Genomic DNA, 18322 nt, shown 5'->3' with positions numbered 1-18322 from the left:
TCTAGCCTCCGATTCGTGCTGCTTGTGGGGTGGTGAGGATGGCTGCAGCGATCTCAGGATCTGCTGGCAGAGTGACCTTTATTTCCCCGTGGTTACCTGACTGGTCGATAATCATCGCTTCGCCTTCTCGCCCAGGAACGATTTTTCCGTCGGCTTGCTGGGGCGAGAATCCGCGCACTTTCTCCACTTTTTCCTCGTCGTCGGGATCAAGCCCAAGAAAAGCTAGGCCCTTCTTTGCTTCTTCTTCATCGGTGTGGCGCATCAAGATACGGAACGGGATGAGTCCGCGTTTGTCTCCGAACTCGACTGGATCGTGTGAATCCATCCCAAGAACAGCTTTGGCCTTTCGCCCCTCGCGGAGGAAGGAGTTAACGATTTCAAGTCCCTGAGGATTGCTGGTGAGGTGGTGGGCCTCTGAAGCCATGAAAAGAGCAAGATCCGAGTCGTCTTCAAAGCACACCTGGTGAGCGATCCTAGCGATGAGCGCATACAAAGCCCGACCGTAGATTTTCTCCAAGCTGAGCTGTTTGAAGAGGAAACCTTGGCTGAGCTCTTCAGGAGACGGAAGTTCCAGACCGTAGGTACAAAACACGATTCCCCGCGCATCTTTGTTGAGCGGTGGCAATGTCTCGTCGAATAAGACCCGGCCCTGCTTCTTCTTCGAGAAGGCCTGCATGGTACGTCCCAATCTCCGCTGTTCAGGATCATCTGTTTCTCCCTGGAGGAATTCGACGAGCTTTCCTAATGAATCGATCCCGTGCTCTTCAAGATGAACCGGATTGAGCATTTCGTTGAGGACGATCCCCATTTCGTCTGAGGGAGAGATGTTCATCAACATGGCAGCTAGGGACTCCACATGTGAGGCGCCTTCTTCAACACCGAAAACACGTAGAGGATCCAGAGAATACTCTGGTTCAACTAGGTTGATTGCGGTGCTTGGGATGCCCTTTTTATCTAATGCACCAGCCACGGAAAGCCACTCATGAGTCGCTGATTTATCGATCACCAGATAACGTCCACCACGTTCCGCAACGAATGCTGTGATCTTCTTGAGCGTCAAGGTTTTACCGGCACCGAGTTCTGCGACGACAGCGAAACAGCCAGACTTATTACCCATCACGGCGCTTTCGATATCGTGCAAAACGGGAGTACGCCGGCCGCCAGTGGTATTGATTCCCAGCATTGGTCCACGTTCAGCTCCCAATGAGTCAGAAGCGATAGGGATTGATGCTGACAGGTCATAACTGGTGGTGGGTGGCAACGCATATTCTTTGACAATTGGAGTCATCGGGGTGCCGATCATCATGGACTTCCACAGCTCTTCCATGAGCTTTGGCAAAGGGGCCTCGACGCCGACTTCCATCTGCTTGTAGAAGTCGATGATCTGCTTACCGTAGGACGTTACTTCCTCTGCTGAAGAACCACCGACGGCCAAAAGTACTGTCGGCGTTATGGAGACTTCTTTTTCATTGCGGCTCAGGGCTTGCTGGTACAACTGCAAATCACGCTGGTGGACATCGAGCTCAGCATTAGACCCCGTAACCGATTCGTCTGTTCTCTGATCACGCTGATCGTTCAGGCGTGATTCGTTAGTCGCATTTTGTTTCTTTGCTTCACGCGCATCGATCGTGGTGAATCGCCATACCCAATCCACTGGGAACGCGAGTTGGTCAATGGCGCTCATCCACTCGCCGCCAGGGAATTCGAATCCACCGAGCGGCATGGAGCGGATAGCCAGGACCTGTTGGTATGAAGGCTCGGTGCTGGCTGCCACTTTGATGTAACGACGACGGAAGATACGGTCTTTGTTCTCTTCACGCGGATCAGTTTGCGCTCCCTGATCCATCCAAGGTTCAGGAATGATCTGTGCCTGGCCCTCAACCAGGGATTTGTCATGACCATGCAGGCCGATAGCTTCGTCTAAATACAGCCCTCTCTGCATATGGTGAAGCGCCAGCCAGACATGTTCCTCTGGGGTGGCCGGCCGAGCACGGAACATCGTCGGGAGGTTTTTCAACGCTTGTGTACTCGACAAGCTGCTGGATTCTAAAAGTTTCAGGTCCGGGGACATACCAGGAAGGGCCAGGGCGTCGTGGAACTTCCGACGCAGGACAGTGCCGTGACGACGCAGTGTCTCTTTGAAGGAAGAAGACTTCAACGGAATGGACAGCCAGAAAGTACGAGTGCCGAACTCGATGTCATCCCATGATTCAAGGGTTTTAGCGACTTCATGGAACCAGTGCGGACACTGCTCTGGGTCGACGCCTTCGATCATTGCTTCGACCATTGCTGAAGGGTCAAGAGATGCCGTGATGCCCATGAGCATTGATTCGCCGCGGAGGCTCTGGAACAGGTCCTCATGAAGCTTTTTGATCATTGAGCGCTTCTTGAAGGGTGCGTATCCATATTTCTGCGGTTCTAACCGCCAAGTAGCCCAGACGGTACCAGTATCTGTGAATGCAAGATTCTCAGTGAGATCGGTATAGTGGAGGATACGCCTAGACATGATTGAGACTCCTTTTAGTGAGTGCCGGTTTGAGCAAGAAGATGCTTCAACGCGCTGGAAGCTTGTATGGGTGACTGCGAAGCTGACTGTTGAACTTCAGGCGGGGTAGGTTCCGGCAATGAGATAGGGGCCGGTTCGGGCACAAGCTCTTGATAGAGAGAAGTAGTGCTGCTGTTGATGAGCACAGTGCGTGCCCGTGCCCGAGCCGGCTTATCGAATTTCAATGGTTTCCCGCGGTATGTCCCCTGCCTGCTGAAGTACCGGGAGTTGATTGCGCCGGAGAACCCATCGAACTGTACGAAAGGGTTGCCATCGAGCTTTTCGAGCTTTCCTGCCAGAATTCCTGAGCCGAGGACTAGTCCAGCCGCGAGAAGCAGATTGATCCCGAGGGAGTCAGTCCGCCACAGCGCGTAGCTTTTGTAGAGCAACATGCTGACCGCAGCGACAGTCACGATCTGAGCTGCCGTATAGGGTCCGCCGATGATCTTTTCACCGCTGGGAAGACGCCCGATCATAATCGGGATACGGACAACCCGGTAAAAGCGTGTGACTATCCGAGGAGATTCTTCTGACATGACGTGGCCTTAGCCCAAGGAACCTGAAGGGTCATCTGCTGCGTGGGCGATGGACACAGAATGCGCTGCAGAAGGCACGGTGCCCTCCACTTCTTCCTTAACGGTGTTGTACCCGCCAACGATGTACCAGCCGACAACACCTCCCAAGACCATGGCGCTAAGCGTCTTGCCCCAAGACCCCTTGGACTGCCAGAACACGACGCCGCAGATGAGGACGATGATCACACCCACGCCGATGATGATCGTTCCTTTGCCCTGGTTGAACAGGGAGTTCACGGTTTCAAAAACGTTGCCGACGACAATGTTGGATGTCAGAGCACCGTTCAGTTCGTTGAGATTCATTGCTTTGGTTCCTTTCGTGGTGTCTGGGCCTTAGCGAAGGTTTCGTCAAGCCCAAGAGTGGAAACTTCCCATCGGCCGGCTCGTGCCGTGAGGGTCAGTTGGAAATCCCCGAGTGTCTCGGTGGTTTTGTTTGTCAGCAGCATGCGCGCGTTGACGTGTATTAGATCCCCATCAGGGGCCTTCTCTCCTGGTTCTTTGTCTCCGACCACATACTCGATGCGTGCGGAAGAGTAAGGGGCTGGAGAGATGGGAGCAATAGTTGTGCCTGGGGAAACGAAGCGCGTGAGGTCTCCGCTGCCGCTGAGATACGACTGCAGAAATCCTTCGACTGAGCTCGTGACGGCCTTATTAGCCGAGAGGTCTTTTGAGTAGCCTTCGAATTTCTTGCTTTTGGCAGCGGGGTGCGCCCTTTCGCTAGGAAACCCGAGAATCGATAATTCTTGCTTCTCTGCGGTGATGAGCAGCACGTCAAATGCCCTTGGCTGCCATTGTCCGGACGGGTCTTTTACTTCAACCGAAACAGTGACTCGGAACGTCGATTCGTTAACGAGCCCAAGTTCAGACACACTAACTTCTCTGATCTCCGAGCCCTTTTTGGGAAGTCGAAGACTGGTGGTCTGTGTATAGCGGGATAGCCGTGAGGCATCGTCCTTAGTCGCGGTCAACCAGGAAGAAACGAAACCTTGGGCTACCGACTGCGCTTGTTGAGCTAGGGCAGGTGGTACTCCTGGCTTCTGCTCAACTACCTGAGCTGCAGCCGGTGGGGACATACCTTCAGAGATTTGGTATGACACGAATGGGTAGGCCAATAGACCGACCACAATCAGACCTGACACCATCTTGTTTGAGATGCTGTGCCCCTGAGTCCAAGGTTCACCTTGGATAACTTCCGAAGCCTGCTGGTCCGCCACACCATCGGTTGAGTTCTTCTCGCGCTTGAACCGAGCGAAAAATCCAGCGTTTGGTTTCTTCGCTTTGCGTTGGGCTTTCATGGTCTTCCCTCCTCTCGGATGTATTCGGCTGCTTCTCGGCCGAGCTTCATTTCTTCTGACATCAGGAACCGTGCCAGTTCCTCTGCTGCCTCTGAACTGAATGGGCTTTCTAAGACATCGGCAACTCGTTTCTCTAAGCTCTCTTCGGCGTTGATGACCACTTCGCTGTGCTGAAAGAAGGAGTGGAGATTGTCCTCAAGAGAGGGCGAATTAGCATGCTCTGAGGCATCTCTAGCCTGATCTTTCATTGAGGTCCCCTGTCGAGATTTTCTAGTTCTGCCTATAGACAGCCCACTGAAATGCCAAAAGCGGTCAAATGATTTTCAAAATTTTTTCACTGCAAGAAGACCCAAGTCAGAAGCAGGAACTACAAGTCAGAAGAGTGCAGCTTGATGGCTGGGATCCAGAGTGATCCAGATTCGAATCTAGGGGCGCTGAGGAGCGTGGATCATGACGAAAGGACGTGATCCACATGGGTACTATCACCCGAATCAACACTCGCTTGAACTTGGAATGGGAAGCGCAGCACGCGCATGAAAAGGCCGACCATGGCACCGCCGGGTTTATCACTGGAGACGAGTATCTGGCTTTTCTCTCTAATAGCGACCAGGCGACTTTGCATGACTGCCTCCAGGACGCTGTGAGTGGCAACAGCACAGTCGAAAGAGCATTGCTTCATTACTTCCAGGGCATGGCTGTCAACGCTGCACGCACCTGCAAAGGACTGCGGTACCTGAAGAGTATTGGGCAGCAAGACGAAGCACTGACCATCGCAGTCCATGCTTTATGGGAAACCATCAAGACATACCCGCTCCAGCGGACCTCCTCCGTGACTGGAAATCTGCAAATGGAAATGCTGAAAAGAATCACCCGGTCAGTCAGCGCGAAGCTGCCGCAGATCATGGCAGAGCAAACCTACGGTGATTTCGAAATCGCAGAATCAATTCATTCTGAAAACTGCACTAGTGCCGCTATGGAAGCTCATCCCATGGAGTGCCGTCCTCATGAAGAAAGCATAGGATCGCCATGGATTGAGGTCATGCGCGTACTTGAATGGTCAGTCAAGACTCATGCCTTAAGCGTCAGCGAAGCTAAGCTCCTCGGACAGTACACGTCGGCTACTACGAAAGAACGCCACAAGCTTGCCGATGAGCTGGCAATGAGCAGCTCCGAACTCAGCGATAAGATCTCAGTCCTCAAACGACGGCTAGCACGTCGTCTAGCAAGTGCTGGTGTCGAGCGAGGATCACTGATGTGAACCGTTATCCACGAATCCACAGAACCGGGTGCCCCTACTTATGAGAATCCCCCATGTTAATTAACTTAAATGGGCCTCTCATTTTGACGGAACTGACTAGGCAAAACATAGATCAGGCGTCACCGATCGCACGTGGTTAAGCGTCACCGATTGCACGTGGAAAACTTCCCTCACTGAGATGAAGCGTCACCGATTGCACGTGCTGCATCCCTGGAATCACGCGGATTAACTCCCCCAAAGAAATATCCACACCCACTGAAATACGGGCGTCACCGATTGCACGTGGATAACTTGCTCTATCCACAGAAAGTACTTCGCATCATGTCAACTGCAGCAGAGCTTATGACCAACCGCCAGCTTCGGCTAGTTGATTTGGCCTGTGACCTTGAGGGAGAACTTTTCTCAGGGCACTACGCTTCACGGATCATGGCGCAGCTCTCACTGCCCTATAAAGACCCCAAAGACGCCCCAGAATGGGTCCGGCGAAACAATGCCCTCACCCTTACTCTCACGCCGGGTCAGGTGACTGCTCAGGACGGGTCACGTCAACGCCTCTACCCATACGGAGTGATCCCCCGGTATTTGATGACCTGGATGACTACTGAGGCTTATCGCACGCGGTCGCGACAGCTCTATCTGGGCGACTCACTGACTCAATTCCTCGCCACTCTAGGAATGAATGGATCCGGCGCTTCCGGCCGACGAGTTCTAGATCAGCTGCACCGGCTAGCCGTCGCCAATATCAATATCGAAGATGTACGTGACCAGAAGTCCAGATGGAATATCACCGGAGAAAATTTCCACATTGCATCCCGTTATGACCTCTGGTTCTCGGCCAAGGACGTACCCAACCAGGAACAGCTTCTGGGGTCAACCATTACCCTGTCAGAGCAGTTCTATGAGGAAGCCATCAAATCCCCCGTCAAACTACACCCTCAGATATTGAGAGAGCTCGCGGGATCGGCAATGAGGCTGGATCTGTATGTATGGCTTTCCTACCGGTTACGAAACCTGTCGAAGCCGACTACTGTCACTTGGTCTCAGCTAGAAGCCCAATTCGGCTCAGAGTACAAACATCAGCGCCAGTTCAAAGCAAAATTTCTCGCGCACTTACGAGAAGTGCAGATCTTCTTCCCCCACAACGCAGTAGCGGCCCAAGTCCAAGGCTTGCGCCTGAACCGGGCCGCTAAGGTACTTACCTATTAGAGCGATGAATTACGAATACTGTGGGACATCAACTTTCAAATCCAAAGCGAAGAGGGATGAAATAAGTGCACTGCGAGTTGGTGCGCCCACTTCCGCGCAGTAGACATCGTCGATCCATGCAACTTGGTCCGAAGTCAAGCGCAGCTGTATCTGCGTGCCTCCCTCTCCCCCGCCACGGCGCTTACGCAAAGGAGCGGCGCCAGGCATCCCCTCGGGCAGGCCAGAAGCTACTACTCCCCCAAAGCAAGACGCCAACTTTTCTTTTGAGACTCGACTAAGTGCACGGAAAAGTAGTTCTGTATAACTCTGCGACGCCGCAAGAGATTCTTTGCGCAGGGCCTTATATACATTGGCCGGCAAATAGACCGACGAGTGCGGCTGCTTCACATTGCGCTTCCGGGAAGACGGTGTGCCCGCGGTAGCTTCCACCTCGACTTCCCTCGGAACCTCTTCCTGGACTGCGCGATCCGCTAGTGGTGGTGCCTTGCGCTTGGTTGGCTTTGGTGGCAGAAACCCTTTTAGTGAATCTGCAGGGTCCTCTGAAGCGCCTGGCTCAAACATGCTGCCCAAATTTTTCCTAGTCATTGCTAACCTCGGCTTCAATTTCCAACAGACGGGCAAAAATTTCACGTGTCAAGGCCGTGTATTCCTTTGCCAAGTTCCCAACGTCTGTGGCTAGTAGCGCTTTATCCTCCTCGACAGCTTCACCGTTCTTGAAGGCAACGAAGCGCTGTTTGACTGATTCCTCAACAGCGGGTGAAAGCTCATGGATCAGCATTCCCCGGCGACGTGAATCAACAGCTGCAGTTTCCATGTAGCGAATGCGGGTCTCGAAGACCGGTGCTGCCTCCCCCAGTGATTCAGTGAGGCGTTCTCGTGTCTGACGTGCAATGCGGCGACTTGCCCCACCGATGCCGAACATAACGGCCCCTGCTAGTCGAAGGTCGGGGTTGAAATGACGGGCACGCATGAATTTCTTGGCGGTGTTTTCAACGGCGTCAAGGGTGCCGTCATCTGGTCGAGCCGGGATCACTAATGCTGAAGCCACACAGAGGGCACCTTCGGTGATCCATGGATCACCAGGCGGGGTATCAATGATGATCAGGTCGTAAGGCTCGGCAATTGCACCCAAGCTAGCCGACAAAAGTGAAGCGAAGGCCTCCATTGGAGCCTGACCCCTGGAGAACAAGATTCCTTGTAGGTCTCGAAGTTCCGCTCCGCCTGGAACTACATCCAGATTTGGGCGAACGTCCTTGATGACAGGCAAAGGGTGCCCCTTGCGAAGTGCATCAAACAGTCGCGCCCCATCCTCTTTGTCGTAACCAAGGTCGTTGTGCATGGCACCTACGGGATCAAGATCGATAATGAGCGTCTTGTATCCAGCGGCTGCAGCCTGACCAGCGACGTTGCATGAGCAAGAGGTTTTACCGACCCCGCCCTTGTCAATACCGAAGACTACGGCGCGAGCGATCTGCGTGATTTGCGGGCTGGTTCCAGCGAGAGAAAAAGAGCTAGACATGCTTCCTCCAAGAGATGATCTGACTTGAAGATCATAACACTATTCATAGGTAATTCAACAGTGGGCTAACTAGTTCGAAAGTAATTTCATATCTATGCGCATAACTGTGTATATAACTATGTACCTAACTAATATTCCATTAGGTAAGCAACTAGGTAACATGACAATTAAGATCATAGTTTCCTAACTATCCAGTAAGTAAGGTGTTATCTATGTGGTCTATTAGCCGCCCCGTGCTTGATGGTTGAAGCGAAGTCAGCGGGCGCTGTTGGTCTCAATCTACCGATCAGCATGACTCTAATGGGGATTACTGTCCCTGCGTGCCGGGCCGCACTGAGGCAACTAGGCGGATGCTTATGATCATCACGATGTAGAGAACTAGGTAACAAAATCTTCAGTTACCTAGTTGCACCAATAGTTGCCCAACTAGTTACGTTCATATGTATATAACCTGCGGCCCGGGGATGCTTTTGAGGCTCCAGGGTGCTTTGGCTCAAGGCCGACATCAGTTATTCGAGTAGGTGCGGTTATATCTGCCGTTTTGTGATCCCAGGTCGTCAATCTTTGCCCATGTCGGGCGGGTGATCCCATGAGGGACGCAGGGGATGGCGTGGGTTTGCAGGAATTTCGCGCAGCAAACTGGGGGAGAATGAGGTAAAGGAAAATTCTATGGCAGGTTTTCTGTCAGCACTGGGCTACCTGTAAGTATCAGTCAGTCCGACGGGAGTAAGAGGATGTTTGTTCGAAGGAGCATGAGTAACTCGGCGCATCGAGATCGTTGTGCTTGGTACGTTACTGCGGTGCTTCCTCGAAGCTCTGGCGGTATGTCCCCTTTGACGGCGCCTGCTGCTTCTAGTGCCCTTAGGTTGGCCCTTACGGTGTGTTCGTTTAGATCCAGGCGTCCAGCAAGAGTGGGGATGGAAGCAGGGCCTCGCCGCTGGAGGTCCCTGATCAGTTGCACTCGTGCCGCGGACCCAAAGGCATCAATTGCGAATTGGAGTTCTGCAGGGAGGCCTGTATCTATTTTGCGCGGCATGATCCCATCATGACTTTTCCTTGTGCTCATGACCAATAAGCCTAGATTTAAAATCTAGGCAGTGCTACCGTTTTCTTGTCAGATCATCCATAAAGAGGAGAATCCCAGTGACTACTGAAGTCACCAGCGAAGAGACCCAGAAGAAGCAGATGCCTGCGGGTCTTCCCCATCGCGGTAAGAACCCTAAGCTGCCTTCGCGCCGTAAAGGCTTTGTCGCCGCTGTATTGGCCATGGCTGTCCTCGGTGCATCTTTAGCCTGGGTGGGAACGAGGTCTACCGGAAGCCACCAGGTTCTGACAGTAAAGAATGACGTTTTTCGGGGACAAACTATCAAGCAGGAGGACCTCACTTCGCTGTCGGTGGAGGGGGAGCAGCCACAATACATCGATATCAATCGTCAAGGTGATGTCGTAGGTACTAAGGCTCAGACAAATCTGCTCGCCGGCACACCTGTGGTCGAGGGTTCGTTTGCATTTGCAATGCCGGTTCCTGAGGACATGAGCATCGTGGGACTAGGCCTGAAGCCTGCCAACATGCCAGGGCGCGAACTGGTGCCTGGTGACAAAGTTCGAGTAGTTCACACCCCAGCAGGCGAACAGCTTACAGGCGATGAGACTCTCAAAACCGTTGCGGCTGTCATAGAGAGGTACCCGACTGCCAGCGAAGATGCAGAAGGTAACAGCAACTTCATCGTAGATATACGAGTGAAGAAGGCTGATGCACCGCAGATCGTTACCTGGAGTTCATCTGGGTTGGTGGGCATCGTGTTGGACGGTGAAAAATAAATGGCTATGGTCACGCTCACCAGCATCGGTACGTCCCCGGGAATAACGACAACAGCGGTGGCCCTGGCAGTTGAATGGCCAAAGCCAGTCATCTTGGTAGAAGCGGACATTTCTAAGCCATCATCTGTGATTGCCGGCTACATGCAATGTCAGATATCAGGTAAGCGGGGACTCAGCACGTTAGCGGAAATTTCTGCCATGAGCTCTGTTGACCGAGAATCCATCCTGGGATCATGCGTGCCACTAACCAGCACGGGAGAAGATGAGGGAACCGAGAATCTACTCCTACCTGCGATTTCAAACCCGGAAGCTGGCCACGGTATCACCACCATGTGGGGAGAGCTCGCGGAGGAACTGACAGCTTTTGAAGCCTCCGGCTACGACGTGATCGTTGATCTTGGGCGTTGGACGGGAAGCAAAGACCGCCGCATTGCTTTGGCTGAACGTTCAGACGTTATGTTGTATGGTCTGCAACCTACATTCTCCGCACTTGCTGCTCTCGACTATGGGAAAAAGTCCATAGAACCTCTTCGCGATGCAGTAGGGAGGGGCGACTCTTCTTCTGCTGTTTTGTACCAGCCAGCTGTAGGTGGCTCTAGCACGCGGGAAGTCAAGAAGTTCCTCAATATGGGGATTTCTGGGGAAATTCCATTTGCTCCCAAGCAAGCCGCAGTCTTTTCACAAGGCGAACCTAGCTCGAAACGAATGATGATGCGGGATAGCTACATGTCAGCTATCCGTGCACTGCGGGCCAAGATCTTCAAAGATCTTGATAAGACCAGAGAACTGATCCAGGAGGAAAGCGATGCCGGATAACATGACTAGCGACTCTGACCAGGATCTCCGCTCTCTGCCATTTTTCGCTTCTGAATTGACGGCGCAGCCATCACTCAAAGTGCCCACTTCAGTGAAAGAACATCTCAATGCAGGACAGAGCGGGCGCCGTGCGGCGAAAATCCAAAGTGAAGCCCGAGTAGAAGGATCCCAAGAGTTCTCGGAAGAGAACGAAGAATATTGGGAAACCATTCAGCACCTGCGCAGCCAAGCAGCAGAGCTTCAATCCCAGAAGCTGATGGAGCGCCCGGACCTCGATAACGACGCCCGAGAGCAAATGGGACGCCAGCACATTAAGCAGGTGGTACTTGATCACGTTAAGCTCCAGATCCGGACCCAAGGACAAGAAGGCAGCTGGAGCGCGCTCACGCAAGAAGAAGTCGAACGTACTCTGCGTGACTACATGTTCGGGTTGGGTCCATTCCAGAAATATGTCGATGATGAAACCGTAGAAAACATCACCGTGAATGGGTGCGACGAAGTATGGACAGAGCACGCCGGGGGCGAAATGCGCCGCCAACCGCCTATTGCGCCAAGCGACCGTGTGCTGGTTGACGATGTTCAATTTCTCCTCAACCGTAAAGAAGAAGAAGCCCGCCCATTCGACCAGGCCCACCCAGACGTGGACGCCGATCTCATGGAAATGGTCCGCCTTGCGGCTGTCACGAAGCCTGTGACGACGCGGCCCGTAATCGTGCTGCGCGTCCACCGATTCCTCAACATCACTCTTGACGAAATGGTGCAAATGGGAAACCTTACCGAGTCCGCAGCACACTTCCTCCGGGCCGTGATCGCTGCCAAACGTTCGGTAGTTTTCAGCGGCTATGCAGGTGATGGAAAAACTACCATGTTGCGAGCAGTCGTCAATGAATTCGACCCCTACGAACCAGTGATCACCATGGAGATGGAACGAGAACTTCACCTCCATCACCTATCTAGCCGCGCTGTTTCCCCAATCTCGCTTCAGTATCGTCCCGCAGGCGAGGCCGGCGGCGCCGGCGAATATTCCATGTGGGCCGCCAGCCGTAAAGCACTGCGTCTAAATGCTTTCCGATTCATCGTGGGTGAAGTCCGCGGTGACGAAATCGGCCCCATGATTCGAGCCATGCAAACAGGAGCAGGAAGTCTTTCAACTGCACATGCTGAAGATCCGGAAGATTGCGTAGAAGCCCTCGTTGGCCTCGCTAGCCAGGAATACTCCGAAGAATATGCCAAGCGCCAGATCGCCCGTCATATCGACTTCATCGTGCAGCTCAACCGTGTAGAGCAGGAAGACGGAAGCAAACTTCGAAAAGTAACCCATATTACTGAAGTACTGCCACACGAAACTCATGGAGTGACTACCTTGGACCTCTTTCACCTAGATGAAGAGGAAAACGACGAACACGCGAAGTTTCTTCGCCTTCCAAGCGATTCACGAATGCGCCGCCGACTCGCACGTCACGGTTTGAAAGAAGAAGTTCTGAGGAGGGGATTCTAATGCAGCAAATGATGCTCCCCATTGGGGTTTTCCTCCTGACTACAAGCCTTGGGTTAGCGGTCTCATATTTGCTGCTTCAGCCTAAAAAGAAGCTCAAGACGGTAGCAGTTCCGGCGCGTTTCCAGTGGGTGAACACGAAATTCTCGAAAGCTGAGAAAGTCCGTACCGCTGCTGCATTCGGCGCAGCGGTCATCCTTTGCTTCTTTACCCGTTGGTTCCCTGCTCTTATTCTCTTTCCGCTCGCTGTTCTTACAATCCCAGCACTTTTCTCGAACCGCGCTGATCGGCTGGTGATGGAACGACTGGAGGCCCTGGAAGCTTGGACACGTTCGCTTTCGGGTCTCATCGGGGTTGGAACTGCGCTAGAAACCGCGTTGAAGGCTTCGCTTTCAAGTGCTGCAGAATCCATCCGCCCAATGGTGAAACGCCTCATTGCTCGACTTGAAGGCGGGTGGATGCTGAAAGATGCCCTCGAATCATTTGCTGATGAAATCGACGACCCAACAGCTGACATCATCATCATGAATCTCATGCTTGCTGCTGAACAAAGGGGAGCGGGTCTAAGCACCGCCCTGGAGAACATCGCTGAAAGCGTGCATGACGAAATCAAAGCGCGTCATCAAATCGATACAGATCGCTCCAAGACCCGCTCAGATATCCGGATCATCATCGTGGGCGTGGCAGTCATGCTCGCCATCATGCCCTTTATGCCGATGGTTTCAGAGCCCTATAAAACTACAACAGGTCAGATCCTGTATCTAGTGTGGGTAGCGCTGCTTTGCTACATCGTGTATGGGATGTACCAGCTGGCTAAGCCATACCGTGCAGCGCGACTCTTAGGAAGGACAACCAAATGATACTCATCATTCTTGGCGGTACCCTCATTGGACTAGCAGTTGCTCTATTGGCTGAGCCTCTATTTACTGCGAAACCAAAATTGGCAGTAGCTATGGATAATTTCGGTTCCGAAGTTCTCATTGACAAAGAATCTAAATTGGCCCCAGTCGACTGGAAGAGCAAGATTGGGCTTTGGGGCATGAAACTTCCACCGGTTCCAATGACCCCAAAGGTTTCAAAAGAAGACTTGCAACTAATTGGACGCACGGAGCTAGATCATTCTTTCCAGAAAATGCTATACGGCTTTGGGATTGCCGGAATTGCAAGTATTGGAGCAATTCTCTTATCTATAGCTGGCATTGAAAACACCATGTTTCCTTTGCTCGTGGTCGTCGCTTTTATGATGGGACAAGCTGTGCCGGACCGTCGAGCCCGCACCATGGCACACCATGCTCGTAAAGAGTTCGGTCGTGGTGTAGGAAGCTTCATCGAGCTCGTCGCTACTGAGGTACGACGTGGGGCCCATGTCACGGCAGCAGTCACTAGCGCTTCTACAATCAGTAACGATTCGTGGGTCTTCGTTCGAATCAGGCAAGTTCTCACCAGAGCTCAATACCAACAGCAGCAGGTATGGGATGCACTTGAAGAATTGGCTAACGAGATTCAAGTCCCGGAACTCTCGGAGGCAGCAAGAATTGTACGACTAAGCGGAAAGGACGGAGCCAGGATCTATGAAGCACTACGCGCTTCAGGCAAGAATCTCAGAATGAGAGCCCTTGCGGAAGAGCACGAACAAGCCAACCTAGTAAGCAACAAGATTTCAAGACGCGTGCAGGCAATCGTGATGGTCTTCCTAGGAATGATCCTCACCGCACTCTTTATCAATATCTCTAATTCCCCTTTTTGAAAGGAAATAACAATGCGCAAGACAATCGCAGATAAGGCAGCTCTGACAACATTGACCGCTGTAGCTTTCATGACCTCACAGCTCAAAAGTGTTGCTCCGCGCAACGAACGAGGCAGCAACGATACCTCCAACTTCAGCTGGATCTGGATCGCTGTAATTGTGGCAGCTGTTGCAATTTCCTTCATGACTGGCAAAGCCCAGGAATGGATGGAAAAGATCAATCAAAGCGCTTGGTGGTAAACCACAATGATTCATGCACCCAAGAATCAGTGGCGTTGTGAGAAAGGGAGCTCCAACGTTGGAGGGTTCGCCTTTCTCCCAATCCTCTTAGTGCTGATTTTTGGAGCCATCGAATTCGGATTAGTGGTCAACGCTGATCAAAAAGCTCATGCAGTCGCGGCGGCCGCCTATAACGTCGCCCGATATGAGGGCTCTACGGCCGCAGACGGCCGCCGCGCTGCTAATGAGCTACTAGCCAGATATCAGATGGAACTCCCGCCTGATGCAGTTACGGTGACCCGAAGCGCAACCGAAGTTCGAGTCAGCGTCCATGCTCGTTCTGACTCCATGATTCCGTTTCACGACGGATGGAAAATTGACCAGGAAGTGTCCGGCCCGACGGAAAGGATCATTGCACGATGAAAGATCTTTTCAAGAATTCCGAACGAGGCAGCCAGTCAGTCAGCACATTCTTCGCTATACCGATTATTTTTCTATTTTTCATGCTCATTCTTTATGCAGGCGTTATGGGATCCGCGAAACAGGCCGTGCAATCTGCAGCTAACGCAGCTGCTCGTGATGCTTCGCTTGCTCGAACCTCGAATTCTGGCAAAGCCGCGGGGATACAAGCAGCCAAGCGTGTAATGACACAAGGTTCAGTCAATTGCGATTCGATTGATGTTGATGTGGACACCTCACGATTCCAGGCATCTGGCACTAATTTCGGCAGAGTTGATGCAACTGTGACGTGTGACGTTGTCTTTTCTGGAATCAAGATTTCCGCTATTCCAGGCATTCAAAGCACTACAGCACACGGTACGTCCCCTGTCGATTCATTCCGCGAAAGGTAAGCGACATCCATGAAAGCTAAATGGTGGCAGAAAGAACGAGGAGAAGCCCCAGTGATCCTCATCTTCGGCATGATTCCAGTGCTTCTTATCGTCATTGGCTTGTTCATGGAGAACGGGGCGCTCATCAATGCTCAAGAACGAGCAACCTTGATTGCGCAGTCAGCAGCACGTGCTGGGGTTAATGGTGGAATCACCGCTGATACGTCGATAAATACCGAATTGGCTAGGCGAGCAGCGCAGAAATACCTAACTCAATCTGGGGCAGAAGGTAGCGTGGCTGTACAGGACGGGAAAGTAACAGTTCGCGCTGTCATTCCTTATGAACCGAAATTCCTGCCTATCGGAAACAAAGAAGGCGTAGGAATCGGCGCAGCCAGAGTATTCAAGCCAGGACAGTAGAAAGCATGAAAACCATGAAGACCAAATACATGATTACCGCATCGACCGCTGCTTTGGCCCTACTCCTTGCCGGCTGCAGCCAGACTACTGAACCAGAGGGCGGTACGTCCCCAAGCCCTAAACCTACGGCGAGCGCTTCTGTTGATTCTTCGGCCAGTACTTCGCCGGTGGCTTCAGAAAGTGAATCGGAGAGCGGCTCGGGGGAGTCGAATGATTTTGAACCGGTGACCACGAAGCCTGGTCCGAATGCATCGGTGGACGCTGCCTTCGAGACATTTCAACAACTGGTCGCTGTCAGCAACAAGCAGATGCAAGCGGGAGATACTTCTACTGAAGATTTGGCCAAGTTTGCCGTAGGGAACGAACTAAAGTCCACTCTAGACTCGTTGAAGGCCATCAAGGAAGAAAAAGAAAAAGTCTCGGGTGAAGTTGAGGTTGAGGAGATATCTGGCTATTCCGCCTCTGTAATTGAGGGGAAGAAGGAGCTGGATGATCACGTGGTTTACTTGGAAGTCTGCAACGACACCAGCGACGTCGAAGTGACGCGTGCAAATGGAAAGCCAGGAGAGAAGCCGGAGCTACTCAGAGCGGTTCTGAATGTTCAGGCACAGTACGACACCAAATTGGGAAAGTGGTTTATTAGCAAAACTGAATTCAAAGATGGCGGTGTGCCATGTTAGCCAAACGTGTCGCAGCGATCATCGCTGTACTTGCGCTTGCGCTTGTGCCTTTTACTGCTAATGCCAACATGGCGCCGATGGTAAAACTCCCTAAGGGGCTTATTTGCGATCGAATGGGTACGTGCAGTTCCACGGAGAAGAACAAAGGTGATGATGGTGATGGGACGAAGACTCGTCCTATCGGCAATACGGAGAAGCCTAAGGGGAAGAACAAAGGACCATCGAAGTGCGAGAATACCCACGGTACTGAGATTCCCTGCTCTGATAAGGAGCGTGGTGTGTGGAGTGCGGGGGATGAGTGCTATTGGCAGTTGAGGAATCCGCAGAAGGCTCCGCCTCCAGGTAAGGATCCGTCGGAGGGTGCTTGGTATGTATGTTCGCCTGCTCCCAAGGATTGCTCGCACATTGATAAGGATGATTCCATTGCGTTGAACCTTTGTGAGCAGAGCCCGAGTATTTATGCTCCGCGTTTGGAATGGCGTGATACCCCTCCCCCTGGCGTCGATCAGTTGACTCCTCCTCAGGCCGCGAAGCGGTTTATTGATACTTTCCAGCTGGAAGGTGTTGATTTCACTTCTACCATTGCTCAGAAGGATTCTGGTGCGGTGAATTTGCCGGTGTGGTTGTGGGTTCCTGCTGAGAATCAGAAGCCGTTGAATTGGGGTCCTTATAAGCGTTCGAAGACTCTTGGTGGAGTGGCGATTACTGCTGACGCCAAGGTGACCAATGTGAAGTACTCGATGGGCGACGGGGGATCGGTGTCGTGTAATGGTGCTGGGCAGCCATGGATCAAAGGTTCCGGGCGGACGGATTCTCCGAGCTGTGGTTACAGGTACTCGAAGATGAGTCCTGGCGATGGTTCACGGCCGTATGAGATTACTGCTCGTGCGACGTGGAAGGTGACGTGGACTGGTGGTGGTGAATCTGGCACTGTGACGACGTTTACTGAGTCCACGGGGAATGGTTATGTTGGTGAGCTGCATGTGCTCAACAGCCGGGATTAGTTTGTAGCGCCGGTAGGGTGTTGTTTGTGGGTCTGGTCTGGAATTGCTTGATGGGGGAGCAGTTCTAGACCAGACCTTTTGTGTTTCTATGTAGTTGGTGGCATTGAGTGGCGTGCCATGAGTTCGCCGGCATGGTTGTAGCAGGCGAGGCGGGCGTCTGTGCCGATGTCGCTGCCGCTGCGCTCCACGCGGGCTTTTGCTTCTTCCATGCAGCCTGGGGCTGTGCATGTGGCGTCTGATGGGCCTATGAACATGGTGTCGATTTTGAAGCCAGCGCTGATGCCGGCTGCCCTGAACTTATTGAGGGGTTCGGCCCAGGTTTTTGGCCAGTAGTCGTCGGTTGAAACTGCTGTGTTGGGGAAGAATCGATGGGCTGTGGCGATGGCTGTTGCGCGGGAGGCGTGCCAGGCGTCCTTGAACTTCTCTGGGGTTCTATAGATGACGTCTGCAGTATGCGGGTTCCATACTGGGGAATCTTCGGGGTCTAATAGCTGTATTTCCCAGCTTTGTGGGCGTATCAGGTGCACTAAGCCTATGCATTGTCCGTTGGGTGCCCAGATGATTTCGCGTTGGGTGTCATTGATGAGATTCGTTGTGCGGATCATTGATGCCCTGTTGATCAAATGCCAGCCGTTGGAAAGCCATTCGTAGAGTTCGGTGACTTCGTCCTCTTTGCATTCGTTGGCCCTTGTCTCGAAGAAGAGGTTGAGGGCTGCTGAGGTTTTACGGACCCCTTGAACGTTGCGGGTTTCATTGGGATTGGTGACGCTGCGAATTCCGACAACCCACCGGGAGAAGAGGCCGTCTTTGAAGTGCTGCCAGGCGCCGTTGCCGGGCGTTGTCATCAGGCCGATCTCGGGCAGCTTGGTCAAAGTGGGTTCGGGCATGAGTG

General features: G+C 52.7%; 21 protein-coding genes. 13 read left to right on the top strand and 8 right to left on the bottom strand.

Annotation, left to right across the window (positions count from 1 at the left end):
- Position 1 precedes the first annotated feature (1 nt).
- From ACFVHU_RS17060 to ACFVHU_RS17040, 5 genes are read right to left on the bottom strand one after another with little or no spacing between them, the layout of a single operon-like run.
- Positions 2–2506, bottom strand: coding sequence for an ATP-binding protein (locus ACFVHU_RS17060; RefSeq protein WP_388025528.1), 2505 nt, complete (start codon positions 2504–2506; stop codon positions 2–4).
- 14 nt (positions 2507–2520) lie between these two features.
- Positions 2521–3081 (bottom strand): hypothetical protein, encoded by a 561-nt coding sequence (locus tag ACFVHU_RS17055; protein WP_388025525.1) that lies wholly within the window; start codon positions 3079–3081, stop codon positions 2521–2523.
- Between the two features lie 9 nt (positions 3082–3090).
- Positions 3091–3423, bottom strand: coding sequence for a hypothetical protein (locus ACFVHU_RS17050; protein WP_388025522.1), 333 nt, complete (start codon positions 3421–3423; stop codon positions 3091–3093).
- The gene (locus tag ACFVHU_RS17045) at positions 3420–4415 is read right to left on the bottom strand and encodes a conjugal transfer protein (protein ID WP_388025520.1); all 996 of its coding nucleotides are present in this window, start codon (positions 4413–4415) and stop codon (positions 3420–3422) included. The genes ACFVHU_RS17050 and ACFVHU_RS17045 overlap by 4 nt, the downstream gene beginning before the upstream one ends.
- Positions 4412–4663, bottom strand: coding sequence for a hypothetical protein (locus ACFVHU_RS17040; protein ID WP_133834575.1), 252 nt, complete (start codon positions 4661–4663; stop codon positions 4412–4414). The genes ACFVHU_RS17045 and ACFVHU_RS17040 overlap by 4 nt, the downstream gene beginning before the upstream one ends.
- A gap of 224 nt (positions 4664–4887) precedes the next feature.
- Between ACFVHU_RS17040 and ACFVHU_RS17035 the strand changes: the two genes are divergently transcribed.
- Positions 4888–5673: a hypothetical protein gene (locus ACFVHU_RS17035; protein ID WP_388025517.1), complete on the top strand. Its 786-nt coding sequence runs from the start codon at positions 4888–4890 to the stop codon at positions 5671–5673.
- A 321-nt stretch (positions 5674–5994) separates the two neighbouring features.
- Positions 5995–6879 (top strand): replication protein RepA, encoded by an 885-nt coding sequence (locus ACFVHU_RS17030; protein WP_133834573.1) that lies wholly within the window; start codon positions 5995–5997, stop codon positions 6877–6879.
- A 577-nt stretch (positions 6880–7456) separates the two neighbouring features.
- Here ACFVHU_RS17030 and ACFVHU_RS17025 read toward each other — a convergent pair.
- Both ACFVHU_RS17025 and ACFVHU_RS17020 read right to left on the bottom strand, forming a co-directional pair.
- Complete coding sequence (locus tag ACFVHU_RS17025; protein WP_388025513.1) at positions 7457–8398, bottom strand: ParA family protein; 942 nt, start codon at positions 8396–8398, stop codon at positions 7457–7459.
- 712 nt (positions 8399–9110) lie between these two features.
- Positions 9111–9434 carry a helix-turn-helix domain-containing protein gene (locus ACFVHU_RS17020; protein ID WP_388025510.1) on the bottom strand — a complete coding sequence of 108 codons (324 nt, stop codon included), beginning with the start codon at positions 9432–9434 and terminating at the stop codon, positions 9111–9113.
- 107 nt (positions 9435–9541) lie between these two features.
- Between ACFVHU_RS17020 and ACFVHU_RS17015 the strand changes: the two genes are divergently transcribed.
- Genes ACFVHU_RS17015 through ACFVHU_RS16965 form a run of 11 tightly spaced genes read left to right on the top strand, consistent with a single transcriptional unit; the run spans position 9542 to position 17430 of the window.
- Positions 9542–10219 carry an SAF domain-containing protein gene (locus ACFVHU_RS17015; RefSeq protein WP_388025507.1) on the top strand — a complete coding sequence of 226 codons (678 nt, stop codon included), beginning with the start codon at positions 9542–9544 and terminating at the stop codon, positions 10217–10219.
- Positions 10220–10225: 6 nt separating this feature from the next.
- Complete coding sequence (locus ACFVHU_RS17010; protein ID WP_388025504.1) at positions 10226–11035, top strand: hypothetical protein; 810 nt, start codon at positions 10226–10228, stop codon at positions 11033–11035.
- Positions 11025–12533 carry a CpaF family protein gene (locus ACFVHU_RS17005; protein WP_388025501.1) on the top strand — a complete coding sequence of 503 codons (1509 nt, stop codon included), beginning with the start codon at positions 11025–11027 and terminating at the stop codon, positions 12531–12533. Before ACFVHU_RS17010 ends, ACFVHU_RS17005 begins: the two co-directional genes overlap by 11 nt.
- A complete protein-coding gene (locus tag ACFVHU_RS17000) occupies positions 12533–13390 on the top strand; it encodes a type II secretion system F family protein (protein WP_388025498.1) in 858 nt (285 codons plus the stop codon). Before ACFVHU_RS17005 ends, ACFVHU_RS17000 begins: the two co-directional genes overlap by 1 nt.
- Positions 13387–14277 carry a type II secretion system F family protein gene (locus tag ACFVHU_RS16995; RefSeq protein ID WP_388025495.1) on the top strand — a complete coding sequence of 297 codons (891 nt, stop codon included), beginning with the start codon at positions 13387–13389 and terminating at the stop codon, positions 14275–14277. Before ACFVHU_RS17000 ends, ACFVHU_RS16995 begins: the two co-directional genes overlap by 4 nt.
- A gap of 12 nt (positions 14278–14289) precedes the next feature.
- Positions 14290–14517: a hypothetical protein gene (locus ACFVHU_RS16990; protein ID WP_388025492.1), complete on the top strand. Its 228-nt coding sequence runs from the start codon at positions 14290–14292 to the stop codon at positions 14515–14517.
- 6 nt (positions 14518–14523) lie between these two features.
- A complete protein-coding gene (locus tag ACFVHU_RS16985) occupies positions 14524–14919 on the top strand; it encodes a TadE/TadG family type IV pilus assembly protein (RefSeq protein WP_388025490.1) in 396 nt (131 codons plus the stop codon).
- Positions 14916–15347: a TadE/TadG family type IV pilus assembly protein gene (locus ACFVHU_RS16980; protein WP_388025488.1), complete on the top strand. Its 432-nt coding sequence runs from the start codon at positions 14916–14918 to the stop codon at positions 15345–15347. Before ACFVHU_RS16985 ends, ACFVHU_RS16980 begins: the two co-directional genes overlap by 4 nt.
- Before the next feature lie 9 nt (positions 15348–15356).
- Positions 15357–15746, top strand: coding sequence for a TadE/TadG family type IV pilus assembly protein (locus ACFVHU_RS16975; protein WP_388025485.1), 390 nt, complete (start codon positions 15357–15359; stop codon positions 15744–15746).
- A 5-nt stretch (positions 15747–15751) separates the two neighbouring features.
- On the top strand, positions 15752–16426 hold the full coding sequence (locus ACFVHU_RS16970; RefSeq protein ID WP_388025482.1) for a hypothetical protein: 675 nt from the start codon (positions 15752–15754) through the stop codon (positions 16424–16426).
- Positions 16420–17430 (top strand): hypothetical protein, encoded by a 1011-nt coding sequence (locus ACFVHU_RS16965; RefSeq protein WP_388025480.1) that lies wholly within the window; start codon positions 16420–16422, stop codon positions 17428–17430. The genes ACFVHU_RS16970 and ACFVHU_RS16965 overlap by 7 nt, the downstream gene beginning before the upstream one ends.
- 86 nt (positions 17431–17516) lie before the next feature.
- Here ACFVHU_RS16965 and ACFVHU_RS16960 read toward each other — a convergent pair whose 3' ends face one another.
- Entirely contained in the window at positions 17517–18317 is an 801-nt protein-coding gene (locus ACFVHU_RS16960; RefSeq protein ID WP_388025478.1) for a hypothetical protein, read from the bottom strand.
- Positions 18318–18322 lie beyond the last annotated feature (5 nt).

It is taken from the genome of Glutamicibacter sp. NPDC127525, from assembly GCF_042672105.1.
Classification (GTDB): Bacteria; Actinomycetota; Actinomycetes; order Actinomycetales; family Micrococcaceae; genus Glutamicibacter.
This window is presented reverse-complemented; position numbering and strand designations above follow the sequence as displayed.

Bases quoted from the DNA above. Each gene is read 5' to 3' on its own strand.
- ACFVHU_RS17060 (WP_388025528.1), bottom strand. From the start codon at position 2,506: ATGTCTAGGCGTATCCTCCACTATACCGATCTCACTGAGAATCTTGCA.
- ACFVHU_RS17055 (WP_388025525.1), bottom strand. From the start codon at position 3,081: ATGTCAGAAGAATCTCCTCGGATAGTCACACGCTTTTACCGGGTTGTC.
- ACFVHU_RS17050 (WP_388025522.1), bottom strand. From the start codon at position 3,423: ATGAATCTCAACGAACTGAACGGTGCTCTGACATCCAACATTGTCGTC.
- ACFVHU_RS17045 (WP_388025520.1), bottom strand. From the start codon at position 4,415: ATGAAAGCCCAACGCAAAGCGAAGAAACCAAACGCTGGATTTTTCGCT.
- ACFVHU_RS17040 (WP_133834575.1), bottom strand. From the start codon at position 4,663: ATGAAAGATCAGGCTAGAGATGCCTCAGAGCATGCTAATTCGCCCTCT.
- ACFVHU_RS17035 (WP_388025517.1), top strand. From the start codon at position 4,888: ATGGGTACTATCACCCGAATCAACACTCGCTTGAACTTGGAATGGGAA.
- ACFVHU_RS17030 (WP_133834573.1), top strand. From the start codon at position 5,995: ATGTCAACTGCAGCAGAGCTTATGACCAACCGCCAGCTTCGGCTAGTT.
- ACFVHU_RS17025 (WP_388025513.1), bottom strand. From the start codon at position 8,398: ATGTCTAGCTCTTTTTCTCTCGCTGGAACCAGCCCGCAAATCACGCAG.
- ACFVHU_RS17020 (WP_388025510.1), bottom strand. From the start codon at position 9,434: ATGCCGCGCAAAATAGATACAGGCCTCCCTGCAGAACTCCAATTCGCA.
- ACFVHU_RS17010 (WP_388025504.1), top strand. From the start codon at position 10,226: ATGGTCACGCTCACCAGCATCGGTACGTCCCCGGGAATAACGACAACA.
- ACFVHU_RS17005 (WP_388025501.1), top strand. From the start codon at position 11,025: ATGCCGGATAACATGACTAGCGACTCTGACCAGGATCTCCGCTCTCTG.
- ACFVHU_RS17000 (WP_388025498.1), top strand. From the start codon at position 12,533: ATGCAGCAAATGATGCTCCCCATTGGGGTTTTCCTCCTGACTACAAGC.
- ACFVHU_RS16995 (WP_388025495.1), top strand. From the start codon at position 13,387: ATGATACTCATCATTCTTGGCGGTACCCTCATTGGACTAGCAGTTGCT.
- ACFVHU_RS16990 (WP_388025492.1), top strand. From the start codon at position 14,290: ATGCGCAAGACAATCGCAGATAAGGCAGCTCTGACAACATTGACCGCT.
- ACFVHU_RS16985 (WP_388025490.1), top strand. From the start codon at position 14,524: ATGATTCATGCACCCAAGAATCAGTGGCGTTGTGAGAAAGGGAGCTCC.
- ACFVHU_RS16980 (WP_388025488.1), top strand. From the start codon at position 14,916: ATGAAAGATCTTTTCAAGAATTCCGAACGAGGCAGCCAGTCAGTCAGC.
- ACFVHU_RS16975 (WP_388025485.1), top strand. From the start codon at position 15,357: ATGAAAGCTAAATGGTGGCAGAAAGAACGAGGAGAAGCCCCAGTGATC.
- ACFVHU_RS16970 (WP_388025482.1), top strand. From the start codon at position 15,752: ATGAAAACCATGAAGACCAAATACATGATTACCGCATCGACCGCTGCT.
- ACFVHU_RS16965 (WP_388025480.1), top strand. From the start codon at position 16,420: ATGTTAGCCAAACGTGTCGCAGCGATCATCGCTGTACTTGCGCTTGCG.
- ACFVHU_RS16960 (WP_388025478.1), bottom strand. From the start codon at position 18,317: ATGCCCGAACCCACTTTGACCAAGCTGCCCGAGATCGGCCTGATGACA.